This window comes from Enterobacter sp. R4-368 (assembly GCF_000410515.1).
Lineage (GTDB): Bacteria > Pseudomonadota > Gammaproteobacteria > Enterobacterales > Enterobacteriaceae > Kosakonia.
In genome coordinates, this window is sequence record NC_021500.1 from 1,878,734 (window position 1) to 1,899,802 (window position 21,069).

The 21,069-nt window shown below is 57.6% G+C and carries 17 protein-coding genes; 9 read left to right on the plus strand and 8 right to left on the minus strand.

Features of this window, described 5'->3' with window-relative positions; genetic code table 11:
- The first annotated feature begins 28 nt into the window (after positions 1 to 28).
- From gutM to gutQ, 3 genes are all read left to right on the plus strand, one after another.
- Entirely contained in the window at positions 29 to 385 is a 357-nt protein-coding gene (gene gutM, locus H650_RS08845) for a transcriptional regulator GutM (RefSeq protein WP_020454932.1), read from the plus strand.
- A gap of 70 nt (positions 386 to 455) precedes the next feature.
- Positions 456 to 1,229 (plus strand): glucitol operon DNA-binding transcriptional repressor SrlR, encoded by a 774-nt coding sequence (gene srlR / locus H650_RS08850; RefSeq protein WP_020454933.1) that lies wholly within the window; start codon positions 456 to 458, stop codon positions 1,227 to 1,229.
- Positions 1,222 to 2,187, plus strand: a complete 966-nt coding sequence (gene gutQ, locus H650_RS08855) for an arabinose-5-phosphate isomerase GutQ (RefSeq protein ID WP_020454934.1) — start codon at positions 1,222 to 1,224, stop codon at positions 2,185 to 2,187. The genes srlR and gutQ overlap by 8 nt, the downstream gene beginning before the upstream one ends.
- Here gutQ and H650_RS25705 read toward each other — a convergent pair.
- Together H650_RS25705 and norR are read right to left on the minus strand one after the other, a co-directional pair.
- Entirely contained in the window at positions 2,184 to 2,333 is a 150-nt protein-coding gene (locus H650_RS25705) for a hypothetical protein (protein WP_189660100.1), read from the minus strand. The genes gutQ and H650_RS25705 overlap by 4 nt on opposite strands.
- 182 nt (positions 2,334 to 2,515) lie before the next feature.
- Complete coding sequence (gene norR, locus H650_RS08860; protein WP_020454936.1) at positions 2,516 to 4,030, minus strand: nitric oxide reductase transcriptional regulator NorR; 1,515 nt, start codon at positions 4,028 to 4,030, stop codon at positions 2,516 to 2,518.
- Between the two features lie 182 nt (positions 4,031 to 4,212).
- On the opposite strand from norR, the gene norV reads away from it, so the two are divergent.
- Together norV and norW are read left to right on the plus strand one after the other, a co-directional pair.
- Positions 4,213 to 5,664 carry an anaerobic nitric oxide reductase flavorubredoxin gene (gene norV / locus H650_RS08865; RefSeq protein ID WP_020454937.1) on the plus strand — a complete coding sequence of 484 codons (1,452 nt, stop codon included), beginning with the start codon at positions 4,213 to 4,215 and terminating at the stop codon, positions 5,662 to 5,664.
- On the plus strand, positions 5,661 to 6,794 hold the full coding sequence (norW, locus tag H650_RS08870; RefSeq protein ID WP_020454938.1) for an NADH:flavorubredoxin reductase NorW: 1,134 nt from the start codon (positions 5,661 to 5,663) through the stop codon (positions 6,792 to 6,794). The genes norV and norW overlap by 4 nt, the downstream gene beginning before the upstream one ends.
- Here norW and hypF read toward each other — a convergent pair.
- The 4 genes from hypF to H650_RS08890 form a co-directional block, all read right to left on the minus strand.
- Entirely contained in the window at positions 6,775 to 9,033 is a 2,259-nt protein-coding gene (hypF, locus tag H650_RS08875; protein WP_020454939.1) for a carbamoyltransferase HypF, read from the minus strand. The genes norW and hypF overlap by 20 nt on opposite strands.
- The gene (fdhF, locus tag H650_RS08880; protein ID WP_020454940.1) at positions 9,017 to 11,167 is read right to left on the minus strand and encodes a formate dehydrogenase subunit alpha; all 2,151 of its coding nucleotides are present in this window, start codon (positions 11,165 to 11,167) and stop codon (positions 9,017 to 9,019) included. Before fdhF ends, hypF begins: the two co-directional genes overlap by 17 nt.
- Positions 11,168 to 11,203: 36 nt before the next feature.
- Positions 11,204 to 11,749, minus strand: coding sequence for an electron transport protein HydN (gene hydN, locus H650_RS25220; RefSeq protein ID WP_020454941.1), 546 nt, complete (start codon positions 11,747 to 11,749; stop codon positions 11,204 to 11,206).
- Between the two features lie 136 nt (positions 11,750 to 11,885).
- Complete coding sequence (locus H650_RS08890; protein ID WP_020454942.1) at positions 11,886 to 12,899, minus strand: LacI family DNA-binding transcriptional regulator; 1,014 nt, start codon at positions 12,897 to 12,899, stop codon at positions 11,886 to 11,888.
- Positions 12,900 to 13,164: 265 nt separating this feature from the next.
- Between H650_RS08890 and ascF the strand changes: the two genes are divergently transcribed.
- From ascF to H650_RS08910, 4 genes are all read left to right on the plus strand, one after another.
- On the plus strand, positions 13,165 to 14,607 hold the full coding sequence (gene ascF / locus H650_RS08895; protein WP_020454943.1) for a PTS cellobiose/arbutin/salicin transporter subunit IIBC: 1,443 nt from the start codon (positions 13,165 to 13,167) through the stop codon (positions 14,605 to 14,607).
- Positions 14,608 to 14,628: 21 nt separating this feature from the next.
- Entirely contained in the window at positions 14,629 to 16,053 is a 1,425-nt protein-coding gene (locus tag H650_RS08900; RefSeq protein WP_020454944.1) for a 6-phospho-beta-glucosidase, read from the plus strand.
- Between the two features lie 167 nt (positions 16,054 to 16,220).
- Positions 16,221 to 17,114, plus strand: coding sequence for an SDR family oxidoreductase (locus H650_RS08905; protein ID WP_020454945.1), 894 nt, complete (start codon positions 16,221 to 16,223; stop codon positions 17,112 to 17,114).
- A gap of 65 nt (positions 17,115 to 17,179) precedes the next feature.
- Entirely contained in the window at positions 17,180 to 19,006 is a 1,827-nt protein-coding gene (locus tag H650_RS08910) for a glycoside hydrolase family 15 protein (protein WP_020454946.1), read from the plus strand.
- 73 nt (positions 19,007 to 19,079) lie between these two features.
- On the opposite strand, the gene H650_RS08915 is transcribed toward H650_RS08910, so the two are convergent.
- Together H650_RS08915 and H650_RS08920 are read right to left on the minus strand one after the other, a co-directional pair.
- Positions 19,080 to 20,132: a bifunctional transcriptional activator/DNA repair enzyme AdaA gene (locus H650_RS08915; RefSeq protein ID WP_020454947.1), complete on the minus strand. Its 1,053-nt coding sequence runs from the start codon at positions 20,130 to 20,132 to the stop codon at positions 19,080 to 19,082.
- Positions 20,116 to 20,883, minus strand: a complete 768-nt coding sequence (locus H650_RS08920) for an isocitrate lyase/PEP mutase family protein (RefSeq protein WP_020454948.1) — start codon at positions 20,881 to 20,883, stop codon at positions 20,116 to 20,118. Before H650_RS08920 ends, H650_RS08915 begins: the two co-directional genes overlap by 17 nt.
- Positions 20,884 to 21,069: the final 186 nt, after the last annotated feature.

Sequence of the window (21,069 nt, forward strand, 5' to 3'; positions counted from 1 at the left end):
CGGGGGCCTGAATTAAAAGGAGAGTGCTATGGTTTCAGCCCTGATCACCGTCGCCGCCATTGCCTGGCTCTGCCAGATGGCGCTGGGCGGCTGGCAAATCCGCCAGTTTAATAAAGCGTTTGATACGCTGTGCCAGCGCGGGCGCGTCGGCGTCGGGCGCTCCGGCGGGCGTTTCAAACCGCGCGTGGTGCTGGCCGTGGCCTTTGATCAGCAAGACCGCGTAACGGACACCTTGCTTATGCGCGGTCTCACCGTTTTTGCCCGCCCCACAAAAATTGACTATCTGAAAGGGATTAAAAGAGAGGAATTAGAGCCTGATGTGATCTTTCCCCATGATCCGAGCTGTCAGAATGCACTATCATTAGCGCTTAAAATGAAACATTGATAATTTCGTTGTGAACGCTAATAGCTTGCGAAATTATCATTTCGCAACGTAACGCAGGATATCAGCGCCTATGAAACCACGTCAGCGTCAGGCGGCTATTCTTGAGCATCTGCAAAAGCAGGGAAAGTGTTCTGTTGAAGAGCTGTCAGCTTACTTCGACACCACAGGGACAACCATACGTAAAGATCTCGTCGCGCTGGAGCATTCCGGCGCAGTGATCCGCACTTATGGCGGTGTGGTGCTCAACAAAGATGAAGCCGATCCCCCGATTGATCACAAGACGCTTATCAACACCGTGCAAAAAGGGCTGATTGCCGAAACGGCAGTGACCTACATCCACGACGGCGATTCGATCATCCTTGATGCGGGCAGTACCGTGCTGCAAATGGTGCCGCTGCTCAGCCACTTCAATAACATCACGGTAATGACCAACAGTTTGCATATCGTTAACGCCCTTTCTGAGCTGGATAACGAGCAAACGATCCTGATGCCGGGCGGCACTTTCCGTAAGAAATCGGCCTCGTTTCACGGCCAACTGGCGGAAAACGCCTTTGAGCATTTCAGCTTCGACAAGCTGTTTATGGGCACCGACGGTATCGATTTAGAGGCGGGTGTCACCACCTTTAACGAGGTGTTCACCGTCAGTAAAGCGATGTGCAACGCCGCGCGGGAAGTGATCCTGATGGCGGACTCCTCCAAATTTGGCCGTAAAAGCCCGAACGTGGTTTGTAGCCTGGAAAGCGTGGATAAACTGATCACCGATTCCGGGATCGCCGCCGACGTGCGCGCCGCGCTGGAAGCCAAAGGAGTTGAAGTGATCATTGCCGGAGAAAAACATGAGTGAGTCATTAATTAACGCCGGACGGCAAACCCTGCTGCTGGAGCTTCAGGAAGCCAGCCGCCTGCCGGATCGCCTTGACGAGGCGTTTGTGCGCGCCGCTGAAACCGTGCTGAATTGCGAGGGGAAAATCATCGTCTCCGGCATCGGTAAATCCGGTCATATTGGTAAAAAGATTGCCGCGACGCTTGCCAGCACCGGCACACCGGCGTTTTTCGTCCATCCGGCGGAAGCGCTGCATGGCGATCTCGGCATGATTGAAAGCCGCGACGTGATGCTGTTTATCTCCTACTCCGGTTCGGCAAAAGAGCTGGATCTGATCCTGCCGCGCCTTGAAGAGAAATCCGTCGCGCTGCTGGCGATGACCGGTAAACTCCGTTCCCCGCTGGCGCTTGCCGCGCGAGCGGTGCTGGATATTTCGGTGGAGCGCGAAGCCTGCCCGATGCACCTGGCTCCCACCTCCAGCACGGTGAACACACTGATGATGGGCGATGCGCTGGCGATGGCGGTGATGCAGGCGCGCGGGTTTGATGAAGAGGATTTTGCCCGCTCTCACCCGGCAGGCGCACTTGGCGCGCGGTTGCTCAATAAAGTGCACCATCTGATGCGCAAAGAGGAGCAGATCCCGCAGGTGCAACTTACCACCAGCGTGATGGACGCGATGCTGGAACTGAGCCGCACCGGTTTGGGTCTGGTGGCGGTCTGCGACAACCAGCGCCATGTAAAAGGGGTATTTACCGATGGCGATCTTCGTCGCTGGCTGGTCTCAGGCGGGGCGCTAACCGCGCAGGTCGATAACGCGATGACGCCCGGCGGCATCACGCTGGAGGCAGGCAGCCGCGCCGTGGACGCCAAAGAGCGCTTAATGCAGCGCAAAATTGCCGCCGCCCCGGTGGTGGATGACGCCGGTTTACTGGTCGGCGCCATCAACCTGCAAGACTTCTACCAGGCCGGCATTCTTTAACGCTTCAGCCTCAGACGTTTCGCCAGCCGGTACAGGCTGGCGACGCCTCGCGGCACGATCGCTGGCAGGCAATCATCTTTTAACGCTTTAGCCTCCAGGCGTTTCGCCAGCCGGTGCAGGTTGGCGACGCCTCGCGGCACCATCACTGGCAGACAGTAATCCTTAACGCTCCAACCTAAGACGTTTCGCCAGCCGGTGCAGGCTGGCGACGCCTCGCGGCACCATCACTGGCAGGCAGTCATCTTTTAACGCTTCAGCCCCAGGCGTTTCGCCAGCCGGTGCTGACTGGCGACGCCTCGCGGCACCATCGCTGGCAGGCAGTCATCTTTTAACGCTTCAGCCCCAGGCGTTTCGCCAGCCGGTGCAGGTTGGCGACATCCATCTCCAGACAGCGCGCGCAGGCCGCCCAGTTACCGCCCTGCTCTTCCAGCGTGCGGGTAATAAATGCACGCTGAAAATCCTCCGTCGCATCGCGCAGATTTTGCTCCACGGGCAGCGGCGTCACCGCAGCGGAAGGGGCCGTCGGTTCATCGCTAAGCGCAAAATGGCGCGCTTCCAGCACCACGTCATCACGGTTACGCGTACCGCGCGCCAGCACCACCGCGCGGTGGATGGCGTGCTCCAGTTCGCGCACGTTACCTGGCCAGCCATAACTCAGCAAATGCGCCCGCGCGCCGGGGCTTAGTGCCACTCTCCCCAGCCCCAGCCGCAAACGGCACTGCTCGCAGAAGTAGCCCGCCAGTAAAACAACATCCTCCCCGCGCTCACGCAGCGGCGGTACAGAAAGCGGAAACACACTCAACCGATGGTAGAGATCGGCGCGAAAACGTCCGGCCAGCACCTCTTCGCGCAGGTCGCGGTTGGTGGCGGCCAACACGCGCACGTTGACACGCAGGCTGCGGTCGTCACCGACACGCTGAATATCGCCATATTGCAGGACGCGCAGCAGCTTCGCCTGCAACGACAGCGACAGCTCGCCAATCTCATCAAGAAACAGCGTGCCGTTATCCGCCATCTCGAACTTGCCACTGCGGTTGCTGATAGCGCCGGTAAAGGCACCTTTGACATGGCCGAACAGCTCGCTCTCCGCCACGCTTTCCGGCAGCGCTGCACAGTTGAGATAGACCAGCGGATTGATGGCGCGCGGCGAACCTTCATGAATCGCTTTCGCCACCAGCTCTTTGCCGGTGCCGGTTTCACCGCTGATCAACACGTTCAGATCGGAAGCGGCAACGATCTCGATCTCTTTTTTTAGCTGCTCCATGCCTGCCGACAGGCCAATCATTTCGCTGCGCGTCACCTGTTCGAACGCCGCCGGTGCGCCGGGCAGCATATTCTGGCTCTCCAGTTGCTCTATCAGCAGCGCGTTGTTCAGCGCGCCTGCCGCCAGCGCAGCAATCAACCGCAGCTCTTCATCGCTAAAGGTATCGAACTGATCCGGCGACATGCCATCGAGCGTCAGCGCGCCAATCAGGTTTTGCCCGGCGAACAGCGGCAGCCCAACGCAGGCGTGCACTTTCAGGCTCTCCTGACCGGGGATCAGCCCATCGTAGGGATCGGGCAAATCGCTGTCGGCGGGAAAACGCACGACATCACCTGCACGGGCGATCGCCTCCAGCCGTGGGTGGCCTTCCAGCGTAAAGCGCCTGCCCAGCACATCCTGCGCCAGCCCGTCGATGGCCAGTGGAATAAACTGCCGCGCGTCGTAGCGCAGCAGCGCCGAAGCGTCGCACTCCAGCACCTGGCGCAGGGTGGTGATTAGCCGCTGGAAACGATCCGCATGGCCGATGCCGCTTTGCAGTTCTATGGCGATCCCCGCCAGGACATTTAGCGAAAAACTCATACCTACCTCACTGTCATTTTGACAATGCATAGTGTCATATTGACTGTATTAGCCATAGTCATAATGACAATTTATTTTTTCGAAAATCATTAAAACGCTTTTATATCAATCAAATATAAACCTGGCACGCAACTTGATATTAGCCATACATCGAATTGAGAAAACTGCACAGGACAACTGATATGGCTATTCATGTAAAAAACAACATTCACTGGGTTGGACAGCGTGACTGGGAAGTTCGCGACTTTCACGGCACCGAATATAAAACCCTGCGCGGCAGCAGCTACAACAGCTATCTGATCCGCGAAGGCAAAAACGTGCTGATCGATACCGTCGATCATAAATTTAGCCGCGAGTTCGTGCAGAACCTGCGCAGCGAAATCGATCTGCAGATGATCGACTACATCGTTATCAACCATGCGGAAGAAGATCACGCCGGTGCGCTGACCGAGCTGATGTCGCATATCCCGAACACCCCGATTTACTGCACCGCTAACGCCATTGATTCGATTAATGGCCACCACCACCACCCGGAGTGGAACTTCAACGTGGTGAAAACCGGCGACACGCTGGATATCGGCAACGGTAAACAGCTTATTTTTGTCGAAACGCCGATGCTGCACTGGCCGGACAGCATGATGACCTACATGACCGGCGATGCCGTGCTGTTCAGCAACGACGCTTTTGGTCAGCACTACTGCGATGAACGCCTGTTCAATGATGAAGTGGATCAAACGGAACTGTTCGAGCAGTGCCAGCGCTACTACGCCAACATCCTCACGCCGTTCAGCCGCCTGGTAACGCCGAAAATCACCGAGATCCTCGGTTTTAACCTGCCGGTCGATATGATTGCCACTTCACACGGGGTGGTATGGCGCGATAACCCGACGCAAATCGTTGAGTTGTATCTGAAATGGGCGGCGGATTACCAGGAAGATCGCATCACCATTTTCTACGACACCATGTCCAACAACACCCGCATGATGGCTGACGCTATTGCGCAGGGCATTAACGAAGTCGACCCGCGCGTGGCGGTAAAAATCTTCAACGTCGCCCGCAGCGATAAAAACGACATTCTGACCAATGTGTTCCGCTCCAAAGGCGTGCTGGTCGGCACCTCGACCATGAACAACGTGATGATGCCGAAAATCGCCGGGCTGGTTGAAGAGATTACCGGCCTGCGTTTTCGCAATAAACGCGCCAGCGCTTTTGGTTCCCACGGCTGGAGCGGCGGCGCGGTTGATCGTCTGTCGACCCGTTTACAGGATGCCGGATTTGAAATGTCGGTCAGCCTGAAAGCGAAGTGGCGACCGGATATCGACGCGCTGGAAGTCTGCCGCCAGCACGGGCGCGATATTGCCCGCCAGTGGGCGCTGTCGCCGCTGCCGGAGCCGGTAAACAGCCCAGCCGCCAGCGCACAAGAAACCTGCGCCTGTGCAGCGGCGGCAGCGGCCGATCTCGGCCCATCCATGCAGTGCAGTGTGTGCCAGTGGATTTATGATCCGGCAAAAGGTGAGCCGATGCAGGATGTCGCACCGGGTACGCCGTGGCGCGAAGTGCCGGACAATTTCCTCTGCCCGGAATGTTCCCTTGGCAAAGAGGTGTTTGACGAACTGGCAACGGAGGCAAAATGAGCGCAGGCATTGTGATTATCGGTTCGGGCTTCGCCGCCCGGACGCTGGTGAAAAACATCCGCAAACTGGACAGCGCCATACCGTTGACGCTGATTGCCGCCGACGGCATGGAAGAGTACAACAAGCCGGATCTCAGCCATGTGATTAGCCAGGCGCAGCGCGCCGAGGATCTGATTCGCCAGTCGGCGGGGGAGTTCGCCGAGCAATATAATCTGCGGCTGTTCCCGTACACGTTTGTCAGCGCCATCGACACGCAAGCGCGGGTGGTGAAAAGCGCCGACAAACAGTGGCAATACGACAAACTGGTGCTGGCGACCGGGGCCAAGGCCTTCGTTCCGCCGCTTCCTGGGCGCGAAAAAATGCTCACGCTCAATAGCTTGCAGGAGTATCACGCCTGTGAAACCACCCTGCGCGATGCCAGCCGCGTGCTGATTGTGGGTGCCGGGCTGATTGGCTGCGAGCTGGCGATGGACTTTCGCCGCGCGGGCAAAACCGTGACCGTTCTCGATAACGCCGCCAGTATTCTGCCGTCGTTAATGCCGCCAGAAGTGAGTGGCCGCCTGCAACACTGCCTGACGGCGCTGGGCGTACGCCTGTTCCTGCAATCGCGTTTAGCGCAACTCGACGAACACGAACAGGGGGTGCGTGCGCAGCTGGATGACGATCGCTACATCGATGCGGATGTGGTCGTCGCCGCTACTGGTCTTGCGCCGCAGGTGTCGCTGGCGCAGAACGCCGGACTGGAGGTTGGGCGTGGCATCGTGGTGGACGGTACGTTGCAAACCAGCAATCCGCACATCTTCGCACTCGGCGATTGCGCGCAGATCAACGGCCAGGTGCTGCCGTTCCTGCAACCGATCCAGCTTAGCGCGATGACGCTGGCGAAAAACCTCACCGGCAACAGCACGCAACTGGTGCTGCCCGCGATGCTGGTGAAGGTGAAAACGCCGCTGATGCCGCTGCATCTGGCCGGGGAAACGCACCGCACCGATCTGCGCTGGCACATTGCCACCGGGGCCGACGGCATGGTGGCAAAAGGGCTGGACGCCGAGGATAAACTGCGCGCGTTTGTGGTCAGCGAAGACAGAATGAAAGAGGCGTTTGCCCTGCTTAAAGCACTGGCGATATAGCCCGCGCTGCCGCTACCAGCCCCTGGCCGAAAGCAATGCCGCCATCACCGGCCGGGAGCTGGTGCGCAAACAGCAAAGTAAACTCCGCAAGATAGTGCTGTAAGCGTTTTTTCAGCAGGCGGTTATGCATTACGCCGCCGCTGAACGCCAGCACATGAATGCCACGCCGTGCCGCTTCCTGCCGCGCCAGTGCTGACAGGCCCTGCGCCAGCGCGTCATGGAATGCCCATGCGCGTTCGGCAGGTGTGGCCTGCCAGTTCAGCCAGCTTTGCCAGAACGCCGCCAAATCCAGCATGGTGCCACGCAGCGGCATCTGAACCGGATGTTCAACGGACGCAACGCCCGCCGCCAGCGCTTCCAGCTGGCAGGCCGCTTCACCTTCATAGCTCAGGTGCAGCGGCGCACAACCGAGTGCACAGGCAATGGCATCAAATAAGCGACCGCAGGATGAGGCTTTCGGCGCATTAACCCCGCGTTCAATTGCACGCGCCAGCATCGGCCAGTTCTGCCGCTGGATATCGGCGGTTTCCGGGTAGCGCTGCCAGTCAGGAACAAAATCCAGCATCTGCGCCAGCAAGTTGCGCCACGGCTGCTGCGCGGCTAAATCCCCGCCGGGGAGCGCCACCGCCGGTAACCCGCCTAAGTGCTCACACTCGCGGTAATTGACCCGCAGACATTCGCCGCCCCACAGCTCGCCGCCTTCGCCCATACCGATGCCATCAAGCGTTATTGCAATAACATCGCCGCCCTCCAGCGGCCAGCCGTGTTCACCAAGGCAGGCAGCGGCGTGAGCGTGGTGATGCAACACCGTCTGCACCGGCAGGCCATAGCTGCTGGCCCACTGATGCGTGCGATAACCCGGATGGGCGTCAACCACCACCTGTTCCGGGGAAAAATCGTAAATATCCAGCATCAAACGCAGCGCACTGCGCCACTGCGCTTCGACGCCTTCATCGGTGAGATCGCCAAAATGCTGACCCGGCACCGCGCTGTTACCGCGCAGCAGACAAAAGGTGTTTTTCAGATCCGCGCCCAGGCACAGCAGCGGCGGAAGATCGTTAAACCCCGGCGGCAGCGATATCGCATCCGGCACATAGCCGCGCGAGCGGCGCAGCATCTCTCCGCTCGCGCGTACCACGGAGTCATCCATGCGCTGAACAATATCGCGGTTGTGCAGCAAAAAGCCGTCGGCGATCTCCGCCAGATCGCTTAACGCCTCGTCATTGCTGATTGCGGGCGGTTTGCCGCTGAGGTTGCCGGACGTCATCACCAGCGGGCGCTGTAATTCCTGCGCCAGCAGGTGTTGCAACGGACTGGCAGGCAGCATGACGCCCACTTCATCAAGGCCAGGCGCAATGGCCTCGCACAGCCCGCAAACGCTGTTTTTGTCCACCAGCACAATCGGTGCGGCGGGTGTCGCAAGTAAACGCTGCGCCTGCGTCGTCACGCCTTCCGCACCGGGTACCATCACCGCCAGCGGTTTTGCCGGACGATGTTTTCGCGCGCGCAGATGCATCACCGCCGCCTGGTTCGTTGCATCGCAGGCGAGATGAAAACCACCAATGCCTTTTACCGCCACAACGCCGCCGCTTTTTAGCAGCGCGGCGGCCGCCTGTAGCGCCGCTTCCCCATGTGCATGCTGTTCGCCGCTGCGCCACTCAAGCGCCGGGCCGCATTCATGGCATGCGACGGGCTGAGCGTGAAAACGCCGGTCCAGCGGATCGCGGTATTCGGCTTCGCAAACCGGGCACAACGGAAAACCGGCCATCGCGGTATTAGGCCGGTCATAGGGCATGGCGTGAATAATGGTGAAGCGCGGCCCGCAGTGGGTGCAGTTAATAAATGGGTAGCGGTAGCGGCGTTCAGAAGGGTCGTTCATCTCCGCCAGACAAGCCGGACAGGTTGCCGCGTCGGGGACAATTTGGGTATTCATTGCGCCACCCGCACTGTGGCGAATGGCGAAATCAAGCGGTAAAACGGACCAGCAAAACGGCGCGCTGGTTACCATATCAATGCGCGCCAGCGGCGGGCACTGCTGCTGCAACAGGACGAGAAAGTCGCGCTCATTACCGAGCAGGCGAATCTCCACGCCCTGCGCATCATTACAGACATCACCTTTCAGCCCGAGCTGTTGCGCCAGTTGCCAGACAAAGGGGCGGAAGCCCACCCCCTGTACTTTACCGTACACGCGCAAACAGACACCGTTGCTGTTGGCCGTGTCATCATTGCATTGCTGCATTGAGCAATCGACTCTTCATCTGTTGATAAGTGCTCTGAGTGTACTCTTCGGCCCAGCGCTGATCGTTGATCGCACTCACCCGAACTGCGCAATATTTGGTCTCCGGCGTTTTTGAAATCGGATCCAGATTATCCTGCGTCAGTTCATTACACGCACCAATCCACCACTGATAAGTCATATACACGCTGCCGTGATTGACGCGCTCGCTGACATCCGCGCGGGTGATCACCTTGCCACGACGCGACTCAACCCACACCAGTTGACGATCCTGTACGCCCAGCGCCGCCGCATCGTCCGGGTTAATCTGCACAAATCCGGGTTCATCGGCGAGGGTTTGCAGCGCCGCACAGTTGCCGGTCATTGAACGACAAGAGTAGTGACCCACTTCGCGCACCGTGCAGAGCACCAGTGGGAACTCATCGTCCGGGCGTTCCGCTGGCGCACGCCACTGGGCAGCAAAAAGATGGCCTTTGCCGTCCGGCGTATCGAATTTGTTGTTCTGATACAGATATGGCGTGCCGGGGTGATCCAGCGTCGGGCAAGGCCACTGAACGTGTCCCATATCGCCCATTTTTTCGTAGGTTACACCGTAGAACAGCGGGCACAACTCGCGCAGCTCATCCCAGATTTGCTGGTTGTTGTCGTAGTGCATCGGGTAGCCCATTTCCGTGGCAATCAGGCTGATGATTTCCCAGTCGCGCTTGACGTTGTACTTCGGCTCAATAGCTTTTTCAAAACGCTGGAAACCGCGATCGGCGCAGGTAAACACGCCACCATGCTCGCCCCAGGAGGTGGCGGGCAGCAGTACATCGGCCTGCTCGGCGGTTTTGGTCATAAAGATATCCTGCACCACCACGAAATCGAGCGCTTCAAAGCCTTTACGCACCAGGCCTAAATCCGCTTCGGTCTGCAACGGATCTTCGCCCATGATGTAGTAGGCTTTCACTTTGCCTTCCAGCGCCAGGTGCGGCACTTCGGTAATGCGCACGCCTACTTTATCGTCCATCACCGCCGGGTCGATGCCCCAGGCTTTGGCGAATTTAGCGCGTACTTCCGGATTGACCACATCCTGATAACCAGGGAACTGGTTGGGGATCACGCCCATATCGCACGCGCCCTGCACGTTGTTTTGCCCGCGCACCGGGCCAACGCCAACATGTTCACGACCAAGATTACCGGTGAGCAGCGCCAGGCTGGAGAGCCCTTTCACCACGTCCACCGCCTGGCCGAACTGCGTTACGCCCATGCCCCACATAATGGTGGCAGACGGCGCGGCGGCATAGGTGCGCATCGCCTGACGTACCTGTTTTGCCGGCACGCCGGTAATGTGTTCCACCGCTTCCGGCGCGTAATCTTTTATCGTTTCGCGGTACGCCTCAAGCCCGGTGGTAAAGCTGGCAACGTAATCTTTGTCGTAAAGTTCTTCTTCGAGCAGCACATAACCAAAGGCGTTGACCAGCGCCATATTGCAGCCGTTATTCAGTTGCAGGTGCTGGTCGGCAATACGCGCGGTTTCGATGCGGCGCGGATCGCAAACAATGATTTTCGCCCCTTTCTGTTTAGCTTTGATCACCCGGCGCGCGACGATCGGGTGTGAGTCGGCGCAGTTATAGCCAAATACCAGCAAACAACTGGAGTTTTCGATATCGCTGATGGAGTTACTCATCGCACCGTTGCCGAGCGTTTCCTGTAAACCCGCCACAGACGGGCCGTGGCAGACACGCGCGCAGCAGTCGACGTTGTTGGTGTTGAGCACGCCGCGGGCAAATTTTTGCATAACATAGTTGGTTTCATTGCCGGTGCCGCGTGACGAGCCAGTGGTCATAATGGCGCGCGGGCCGTATTTCGCTTTGATGTCGCTAAGGCGTTTGGCGGTGTAGCGGATCGCTTCATCCCAGCTAACCGGCGTCAGTTTGCCGCCTTTTTCGTAGCGGATCATCGGCTGGGTCAGACGCGGCGTCAGCAGTTTGGTGTCGTTGAGGAAATCCCAGCCGTAATAACCTTTCAGGCACAGTTCGTTCTGGTTCGTGTGGCCGTTGGCCGCTTCCGCACGGATGATTTTTCCGTTATCCACGACCAGTTTCAGTTTGCAGCCAGCGCCGCAGTAAGGGCATACGCTCGTAATTTTTTTCATCAGTAACAGACCTGTTAAAAGTGAAATTCAGATTGTTTAGAACACCAGGGAAACGGCGCCATCCAGCGCGGCGCGACGACGTTTTTCCGCGCTCATCTGTTCCAGTAAGTTGCGATCGACACACACCAGCGCGTTGGTCGGGCAGGCCTGCATACAAGCGGGGCCGCTTTCGCGGTGGTGGCACAAATCACATTTGTTGGCTTCGGCTTTCTCGGCACGCACATTCAGGCCTGCGCCGCTGTGACGAATAACCGGGCGCACTACCACTTCCATCGCACCGTACGGGCACGCCACAACGCAGGTTTTGCAGCCAATGCAGCGCTCCTGCATCACATGCACAAACCCTTCGTCGCGGCTGATAGCGCCGTTCGGGCAAACATTCGCGCAGGGCGCATCTTCGCACTGACGGCATAATGTCGCCGTCGACACATTGACACCCTTGATGACATGAATACGCGGCAAAAACGTCTCCGGGGTGAGCGCCGCGCAATCCTGGTTTTCCTGATGAGATACCACGCAGGCGACCTCACAGGTGCGACAGCCGATGCATTTTGCTGCGTCAGCCATAATAAATCGGTTCATGAATTCCTCCGGTAAAAGGCGATATCCCGCCGGAGTATTCACAAAGCGTGCCAGAATTATAATTAATTGTAATTAAAGGAAATTTATAAAATCAGTGGGCTGTCATCGACAGAAGTGACGATGACAGCTGACGAGATTAGGCGTGCGGGCCATTAATAATGGAATCGCGAGTGATGAGCTCGCCGGGAAAGGTTTGCTGGTAGTGAAAATCGCCGCCATCGAGCATAAAGATCAAGCGGTTAATTGTCTCTTTGATCATCTCCGTGACCGGAATTTTCACGCTGGAGAGCGCCGGCACGGTAAATGGCGCAATGGCGATATCATCAAACCCCACCACCGACACCTGCTGGGGTACCGCGAGCTGGCTTTGATGCAGCTGCTTTATCGCGCCGATAGCCATATCGTCATTGCTCGCCACCAGCGCGGTGAACGTGGCCTTGCGGGAAAGCAGCTCCGCCACACCCTGCGCACCGCTGGCTGGCGTCCATTTCCCTTCGGCTATCAACTCATTACGCACATCGATCCCGTGCTGCGCCAGCGCGTCTTTATAGCCCGATAAACGCTCAATACCGGTGGGCGAATCCAGCGAACCGGTAATAAACGCAATATCGCGGTGACCGCGGGAGATAAGTCGCGACACCACGCTCAGGCTGGAGGCTTTCTGGTCAGAGTAAACGCAGTGGCTGGCGTGTTTACGCAACCGGCGGTTGAGTACCACGATGGGCTGCGAATGGTTGTCGATAATCTCATCGAGTTCATCCACGCTAAGAAAGCGCGGATAAATAATGATCGCGTCGCAGCGCAAATCGAGCAGGTACTGGATCGCCTGGCGCTCCTCTTCGGCGCTGTGTTTGCCATCTGCCAGCAGTAATCGGCGGCCTTTATCTTCGGTCATGCGCGCGGCGTGGGAAAGCAGCTCGCTAAAGTAAACCCCGTGATAGAGGGTGTTGGTGACCACCAGCCCTAAGGTCTGGGTTTTGCTGGAAGCCAGGCTGCGCGCCAGCAAATTCGGACGATAACCGCTTTCGGTAATGGCCTGAAAGACGCGCGCTTTCGTCTCTTCGCCGACATACCCTTTGCCCGTCAGCACGCGGGAAACGGTGGCTTTCGACACTCCGGCCCGCTTTGCTACTTCCTGCATTGTCGCCATCGATCCTACCCCTGCAAAAATCGTGACCCGAAGTGTACTTCAGGCGTTGCGATGATGGGAACACCTAACCCCGACAGATGAACATTTCGCACCCACCTCATTAAGTGATCATCATCACGATTATAAAAATAACCCCTTTTTACGTATTGTTTCACACAATGAAACTCATCATGATTTTGTGGAACCGGTTACCTATTTCATGTTTCATGGCCGCAAAACTGCAGTGATGAAGCCGTACCTTATTGATAGAACAGGACAAATCTCCATGGCAAAGAATTATGCCGCGCTGGCCCACTCGGTGGTGAACGCGCTGGGCGGAGCCGATAATATCGCCGCCGTAACGCACTGCATGACGCGTCTGCGTTTTGTAGTGAAAGACGAAACCCGTATCGACGCGCCTACGCTCAAAAGCGTCAGCGGCGTTATGGGTGTGGTACGCAACGATAACCAGTGCCAGGTGATCATCGGCAACACGGTTTCCCAGGCGTTTCGTGAAGTGGTCAGCCTGCTGCCACAAGATATGCAGCCGGTTGAAGTACAGACGAAGCAAAAACTGACGTTGCGCCGCATCGGCGCGGGCATTCTGGATGCCTTAATCGGCACCATGTCGCCGCTAATCCCGGCGATCATCGGCGGGTCGATGGTTAAACTGCTGGCGATGGTGCTGGAGATGTCCGGCGCGCTGCCAAAAGGCTCCTCCACACTGACGATTTTGACGGTGATTGGCGATGGCGCTTTCTTCTTCCTGCCATTAATGGTGGCGGCCTCTGCGGCGGTGAAATTCAAAACCAATATGTCGCTGGCGATTGCCATCGCCGGGGTGCTGGTGCATCCGAGCTTTGTCGATCTGATGGCGAAAGCCGCACAGGGCGAGCACGTTGAGTTCGCGCTGATCCCGGTGACGGCGGTGAAATACACCTATACGGTGATCCCGGCGCTGGTGATGACCTGGTGCCTGTCGTATATCGAACGCTGGGTGGATCGCATTACACCGGCGGTGACGAAAAACTTCTTAAAACCAATGTTGATCGTGCTGATTGCCGCGCCGCTGGCGATTGTGCTGATTGGCCCGCTCGGTATCTGGATCGGTAGCGCGATTTCCGCGCTGGTCTACACCATTCACGGCTATCTCGGCTGGCTTTCCGTCGCCATTATGGGCGCACTGTGGCCGCTGCTGGTAATGACCGGTATGCACCGTGTGTTCACCCCAACCATTATTCAAACCATCGCGGAAACCGGCAAAGAGGGCATGGTAATGCCGTCGGAAATCGGCGCGAACCTGTCGCTCGGCGGCTCTTCGCTGGCGGTGGCATGGAAAACCAAAAACCCGGAACTGCGTCAGACCGCCATGGCGGCAGCGGCTTCCGCGATCCTGGCCGGTATCTCAGAACCGGCGCTCTACGGTGTGGCGGTGCGCCTGAAACGCCCGCTGATTGCGAGTTTAATTAGTGGTTTTGTCTGCGGTGCGGTCGCCGGTATCGCCGGGCTTGCCAGCCACTCGATGGCGGCACCGGGGTTATTTACCAGCGTGCAGTTCTTCGATCCGGCTAACCCGATGTCCATTGTGTGGGTATTCGGCGTAATGGCGCTGGCGGTAGTGTTGTCATTTGTGTTGACGCTGCTGCTCGGGTTTGAAGATATTCCCGTGGAAACCGGGGACAAACCGCAAGCGGCCGAGCCGGCCACTGTAAAAGAAGCACGAGCCTGATTTAAGAAAGCGAGGTAACGCATGTCAGTATTTCCGCAAGGATTTTTATGGGGCGGCGCGCTTGCCGCCAACCAGTCGGAAGGGGGTTATCTGGAGGGCGGCAAAGGGCTGACCACCGTGGATATGATCCCGCACGGCGCAAACCGTCTGCCGGTGAAACTGGGACAGGAAAAACGCTTTACGCTGCGCGATGACGAATTCTACCCAAGCCACGAGGCGATCGATTTTTATCATCGCTACAAAGAAGATATCGCGCTGATGGCGGAGATGGGTTTTTCAGTGTTTCGTACCTCGATTGCCTGGAGCCGCTTGTATCCGAAAGGCGATGAACTGACGCCGAACCCGGAAGGGATTGCGTTTTACCGGGCGGTGTTTGAAGAGTGCAAAAAGTACAATATCGAACCGCTGGTCACGCTGTGCCATTTCGATGTGCCGATGCATCTGGTCATCGAATATGGCTCATGGCGTAACCGCAAAATGGTGGAGTTTTTCACCCGTTATGCGCGCACCTGTTTTGAAGAATTTAACGGGCTGGTGAAATACTGGCTGACCTTCAACGAGATCAACATCATGTTGCACAGCCCGTTCTCCGGCGCGGGGCTGGTGTTCGAAGAGGGGGAAAATCAGGATCAGGTGAAATACCAGGCGGCGCACCATGAGCTGATTGCCAGCGCGCTGGCAACGAAAATCGCCCATGAAGTGAACCCGCAAAACCAGGTAGGCTGCATGCTGGCGGGCGGGAATTTCTACCCCTACTCCTGCAAACCGGCCGATGTGTGGACCGCACTGGAAAAAGATCGCGAAAACCTGTTCTTTATCGATGTGCAGGCGCGCGGCAGCTACCCGGCGTACTCCGCGCGCGTGTTCCGCGAAAAAGGCGTCACCATTGTCAAAGAAGCCGGTGACGACGAAATCCTGAAGAACACCGTCGATTTTGTCTCCTTCAGTTATTACGCTTCGCGCTGTGCGTCGGCGGATATGAACGCCAACAACACCAGTGCCGCCAACATCGTGAAATCACTGCGCAACCCGTACATTGAGGTCAGCGAATGGGGCTGGGGCATCGATCCGCTGGGTCTGCGCATCACCATGAACATGATGTACGACCGCTACCAGAAACCACTGTTCCTGGTGGAAAACGGCCTGGGCGCGAAAGATGAACTGAACGCCAATGGCGAAGTGGAAGATGATTACCGCATCAACTACCTGCGCGAGCATATCCGCGCGATGGGCGACGCTATCGAAGATGGCATTCCGGTTATCGGTTACACCAGTTGGGGCTGTATCGATCTGGTGGCGGCATCAACCGGTGAAATGAGCAAACGCTACGGTTTTGTCTATGTTGACCGCGATGATGCCGGTAACGGCACGCTGGCACGCAGCCGTAAAAAATCGTTCTGGTGGTACAAGAAAGTGATCGCCAGTAACGGGGCCGATCTCGACTAAACACCTCGCCACACAAGAGGGGCAATACCGACGCATGTCATCGCTGCCCCTCTTTTCCCCGCTGTTTACAGACTTTTCTCAATGCCGGTTTGCCGCATGATAGCGTGACAACGCTCACATCTATGCCAGGCTTAATGACGTGTACAACAACGTCTGAAGGAGAAAGCATGGCAGAGCAAAGCCCAAAAACCACGCTAGCACCGCACTATCCTACTCCTCCGTTTGTCGAACAACCGCAGCCCGCACCGGGTCTTGCCAGCAAAATGAAACCTGTGCCGGATCACGGTGAAACCAGCTACCGGGGTTCCGGGCGCTTAGCGGGCCGTAAGGCGCTGATTACCGGCGGCGACTCCGGCATTGGCCGGGCGGTTGCCATTGCCTATGCCCGCGAAGGCGCGGATGTGGCGATCAACTACCTGCCGGAAGAGGAATCCGACGCCGCCGAAGTGATCAAATTGATCGAAGCCGAAGGGCGAAAGGCCATCGCCATTCCGGGGGATATCCGTTCAGAGCAGTTTTGCCAGACGCTGGTTAAAGAGGCAGTCGCCAAACTTGGCGGGCTGGATATTCTGGTCAATAACGCCGGTCGTCAGCAGTTCAATGAGTCGATTCTGACCCTGTCGACCGAAGATTTTGACGCCACCTTTAAAACCAACGTCTATGCGATGTTCTGGATAACCAAAGCCGCCGTGGAACATCTGCCGCGCGGTGCCAGCATTATCAACACCTCTTCGGTGCAGGCGTACCAGCCAAGCCCCATTCTGCTGGATTACGCGCAGACCAAAGCGGCGATTGTGGCGTTCACCAAATCGCTGGCGCAGCAACTTGGTGAAAAAGGCATCCGCGTCAATGCAGTGGCTCCAGGCCCATACTGGACACCGCTGCAGTCGAGCGGCGGTCAGCCACAGGAAAAAGTGCAGCAGTTCGGGGCCAGCGCACCGCTGGGCCGCCCGGGTCAGCCCGTAGAAATTGCCCCGCTGTATGTCACCATGGCCTCGGCGGAAAGCAGCTATACCTCCGGGCAGGTCTGGTGCTCTGACGGCGGTACCGGCACGCTGTAACTCCCCCCGCTTCCACTCTGTATGGCCGCCGTCTGGCGGCCATCGCTGGTAAGGATCGCAACACCGTGAAGAACACAGTCTCGCACTCTCCTGTCCGGGAGGATGGCTTTGCCGAACCCGGCGATTACGCCGCGATTGGCGAAGGACGCTCGGTCGCACTTATTGCCCCCGACGGGTCAATTGACTGGTGGTGCGCGCCGAACCTGGATTCCCAGCCGCTGTTTGATCGCCTGCTCGACCCGGAGATTGGCGGTTTTTTTCAGTTAGCGCCGCAACAACCTTACACCGTAACACGCTGCTACAGGCAGGACAGCAATGTGCTGGAAACCACCTTCACCACCGCCAGCGGCAAAGTATTACTTACCGAATCTATTAACAGTACGCTCGCTGGACGTTTGCCGTGGAGCGAGCTGGCGCGTCGGATTGAAGGTCTGGAAGGCGAAGTGGCTTTAACGCTGAAAGTGCGTTTCGGGACGCGGGCAGAAACCTGTTCGCCGTGGATGAACAAAACAGCGCACGGCAACGTCTACCATATCGCCGATTTAATGGCGATGCTGCGCACCAGCGAAGAGGTCAACATCACCGACGCCGACGATGAGCAGGTTAATGGTCACATGACGGTTTCGGCGGGCCAGCGGCGGCTGGTTGCACTACTGGTGACTGAAAAAGAGCCGCTGGCAGTCCCGAGCCTTGAAGCAATTGACGCGCGCATTGAAACCAGCCATGCCGCCTGGTGCGACTGGAGTAAAAGCCTGAGTTATGCGGGGCGTTACGCAGAACATGTCGGGCGTTCCGCGCTGGCATTGAAATTCCTCTGGTATTCCCCCACCGGTGCGCTTGCCGCGGCAGCGACCACCTCCATTCCTGAAGGTATTGGCGGTGAGAAAAACTACGACTATCGCTACGCGTGGATCCGCGATGCTTGCCTGATCATTAAAGCCTTTGCCTTTTTGGGCGCGCTGGAAGAGTGCAAAGCCGCTTTCTCCTGGCTTTCAAAAACCATTATCCGCCACGGTGTCAGGCTGCAGGCGTGTTACACCCTCGAAGGGGAGGAAGTGCCCTGTGAAACGTACCCGGCGCTGCGCGGCTACAAAAATTCACAGCCGGTGCGAGTGGGTAACAACGCGCGTGACCAGCTACAACTCAGCATGTACGGCGATATGCTGGCAACGGCGGAGCTGTTCGTAAAGGCGGGCCACGTGCTGGATCTCACCACCTCGCGGCTGCTGGGCGAGCTGGCAAATTGCTGTGCCGATCACTGGCGGCAAAAAGATTGCGGGATTTGGGAACTGCCTGAGCTGCAACATTATACCCACTCCAAGATGGCGTGCTGGCTGGCGCTGGATATGGCCGTGTTGATGGCAAAAGAGAAATACATTGAGCCAAGGTGGGTCGGGCGCTGGCAGCGCGAGCGGGATCGCATCCGCGACTGGATCGAAACCCATTGCTGGTCACAGAGCAAACAGGCTTACCTCTTTTACCCCGATAGCGAAGATCGGCTTGATGCTTCGCTGGCGCTGGCTTATCGCTATGGTCAACACGTTAACCCTCAGCGCATGCTTGCCACTTACCGGACCATTGAAGAGGAGCTGGGCCACGGCGGCGCACTGGTCTACCGCTACAGCGGCGTCGAACAGGAAGAGAACACCTTTGTCGCCTGTTCGTTCTGGCTGGCGGCAGCCTGGGCGGCAATGGGCGAGACAACCAAAGCCGAAGCGGCAATGGATGCGATCCTCAGCGCCCTTTGCGATAAAGGCAATGTCGAAACCTTTAATGAGATGTTCGATGTTCGCACCGGCAAGTGGAGCGGCAACCTGCCGCAGGGTTTAAGCCACCTGGCGCTGATTTGCGCCGCGCAGGCGATTACCGATCACGGCACATCCCCTCCATAAACCGGTATGTTGCCAACGCGCTCGCAGTCACAGCCCGCAACCGGAGGAATTTCTGCCAAAGGGGTTAACAGCGCTACCGCATAAGATGGTTTTTCTCATGCGCGATCAACCACGCTTTGCGCGCGATACCGCCACCGTAGCCGGTCATCGCGCCGTCTTTACCAATGATGCGGTGGCAAGGAATGACAATCGCCACCCGGTTCGCGCCATTGGCCGCCGCGACGGCACGTACCGCGGTGGGTTGTGCAAGGCATTCCGCCAGCGCCTGATAATGCGTGGTCTGGCCGTACGGCACCGTTTGCAAGCCTTGCCAGACGCGGCGCTGAAACGCGCTGCCGGGCAGATCCAGCGTCAGCGAAAACTGCTGTCTGTCGCCCGCGAAATACTCGCCGATCTCTTTTTCCGCCTGCCGGGTATGCCGGTTTTCCCCGGCGATAATGCGCGCTTTCAACAAGCGCTGTAAGTCGCTGAATTCGGTCTCCAGCATGCGTCTATCCACAAACTCCAGCAGGCAAACGCCCTGTTCCGTGGCGCAGACAAACATCGGGCCAATCGGTGTGGTGAAACGGTGGATCATGATCACTTGCTGCCCGAGGCTCGGTGCCGCGCCAGTGAGTTTTTTACAGGTATAACCAAAGCCGCTGAGCGATTCATAACCGCTGTCAAAGGCAACATCGGTGGCGCTGCGCCCGCCTTTCAACTCCTGAAGCGCGACATTTACCCGCGACATGCGCTGAAAAACCTGAAATGTGATGCCATGTTGCTGCAAAAACCAGCGGCGCACACGCTCCGGGCTGATGCCTTGTTCGCGCAGCAGCGTGTCGCTGATACGCATTTTAGGATTGGCGCGAACCAGCGCTAACGCCTGCTCGATAAAGCCCGGTGCCGAACAGGCATTTTCCGTTGGTCGACACACTTTGCACGGGCGGAAACCGGCATCGAGCGCTGATTTCATCTCGCGGAAAAACACCACATTTTCCCGCTTCGGCTTACGCGCGCGACAGACGGAAATACAAAAAACTCCGGTGGTTTTGACGCCGACAAAAAAGAGGCCGGTGTATTCAGAAGCGCGATCGAGTAGCGCCTGATACCAGGTATCGCACTGCACTTTATCCGTGATTTGCATAGTGGAAAACGCCCTCAAACGATTGCTGTGTCTGCACGCTCAACAGGATGTTTTTCAGCGGCGTTTGTAACGCGGCATGAACAGCATTGCCCATCGAAATACGGCGCACGCCAAGCGTGGCCAGTTCGGTGAATCCTGCCAGCCCCGGTACGCACATCACATTGAGCGGCAAAGGGATCTGCTGGGCGATAGCGGCTATATCTGCGTTTTGCATCACGCCGGGCACAAACAGACCGCCCGCGCCGTGTTGAGCATATAACTGCCCGCGATACAGCGTCTCTGCCAGCGCATTTTCCACGTTCAGCAAGAACGTATCGGTACGGATATTCAAAAACAACGGACACGGCAATTGCGCGCGGATTTCCCGTAACTGCCGGGCGAATTGCGTGGCGTCAACCAGTTGCCGTTCACCATTGACCACGCGGCTATCTTCCAGATTAATGCCCACCACACCGAGCCTTATTAATTGTTGCAGGTTATCGGCAATGGCTTGCGCGGTTTCGCCGTAACCGGCTTCCATATCCACGCTGAGTGGCAGATCGCAGGCGGCGCGAATGCGCTTCACCATAAACAGCAGTTCGGCAAACGGCATTTGTTCGCCATCGTCATAACCGAGCATTGCGGCAATGGCGGCGCTGGACGTGCCCATCGCCTGGTATCCGGCCTGCTCTGCCGCCTGCGCGCTGGCTGCATCCCAGACATTGGCGAGCAGTAACGGGGTGATTTGATGGTGAAAAGCAGTGAAATCCATGGTCGTCTCCAGGGCTGTTAAGTGGAGTCAGTGTGGCGTTTGCCGTCTACTCCTCACAACCGAAAATCGGACGACCATTTTTTATATGTCGGGCAGAGGCCGTTTTAGTGCTGGCAATCACGTTACCGGGCACGGCGCGAAGATCATTGCCTCAGGCAGTGGTGGTAATCATCGATGTTGCTGTGG

Excerpts from the sequence above, each read along its gene's own strand:
- norW (WP_020454938.1), top strand. The coding sequence starts at position 5,661 with ATGAGCGCAGGCATTGTGATTATCGGTTCGGGCTTCGCCGCCCGGACG.
- norV (WP_020454937.1), top strand. The coding sequence starts at position 4,213 with ATGGCTATTCATGTAAAAAACAACATTCACTGGGTTGGACAGCGTGAC.
- H650_RS08900 (WP_020454944.1), top strand. The coding sequence starts at position 14,629 with ATGTCAGTATTTCCGCAAGGATTTTTATGGGGCGGCGCGCTTGCCGCC.
- hydN (WP_020454941.1), bottom strand. The coding sequence starts at position 11,749 with ATGAACCGATTTATTATGGCTGACGCAGCAAAATGCATCGGCTGTCGC.
- gutM (WP_020454932.1), top strand. The coding sequence starts at position 29 with ATGGTTTCAGCCCTGATCACCGTCGCCGCCATTGCCTGGCTCTGCCAG.
- H650_RS08920 (WP_020454948.1), bottom strand. The coding sequence starts at position 20,883 with ATGGATTTCACTGCTTTTCACCATCAAATCACCCCGTTACTGCTCGCC.
- ascF (WP_020454943.1), top strand. The coding sequence starts at position 13,165 with ATGGCAAAGAATTATGCCGCGCTGGCCCACTCGGTGGTGAACGCGCTG.
- fdhF (WP_020454940.1), bottom strand. The coding sequence starts at position 11,167 with ATGAAAAAAATTACGAGCGTATGCCCTTACTGCGGCGCTGGCTGCAAA.
- gutQ (WP_020454934.1), top strand. The coding sequence starts at position 1,222 with ATGAGTGAGTCATTAATTAACGCCGGACGGCAAACCCTGCTGCTGGAG.
- srlR (WP_020454933.1), top strand. The coding sequence starts at position 456 with ATGAAACCACGTCAGCGTCAGGCGGCTATTCTTGAGCATCTGCAAAAG.
- norR (WP_020454936.1), bottom strand. The coding sequence starts at position 4,030 with ATGAGTTTTTCGCTAAATGTCCTGGCGGGGATCGCCATAGAACTGCAA.
- H650_RS08890 (WP_020454942.1), bottom strand. The coding sequence starts at position 12,899 with ATGGCGACAATGCAGGAAGTAGCAAAGCGGGCCGGAGTGTCGAAAGCC.
- hypF (WP_020454939.1), bottom strand. The coding sequence starts at position 9,033 with ATGCAGCAATGCAATGATGACACGGCCAACAGCAACGGTGTCTGTTTG.
- H650_RS08915 (WP_020454947.1), bottom strand. The coding sequence starts at position 20,132 with ATGCAAATCACGGATAAAGTGCAGTGCGATACCTGGTATCAGGCGCTA.
- H650_RS08905 (WP_020454945.1), top strand. The coding sequence starts at position 16,221 with ATGGCAGAGCAAAGCCCAAAAACCACGCTAGCACCGCACTATCCTACT.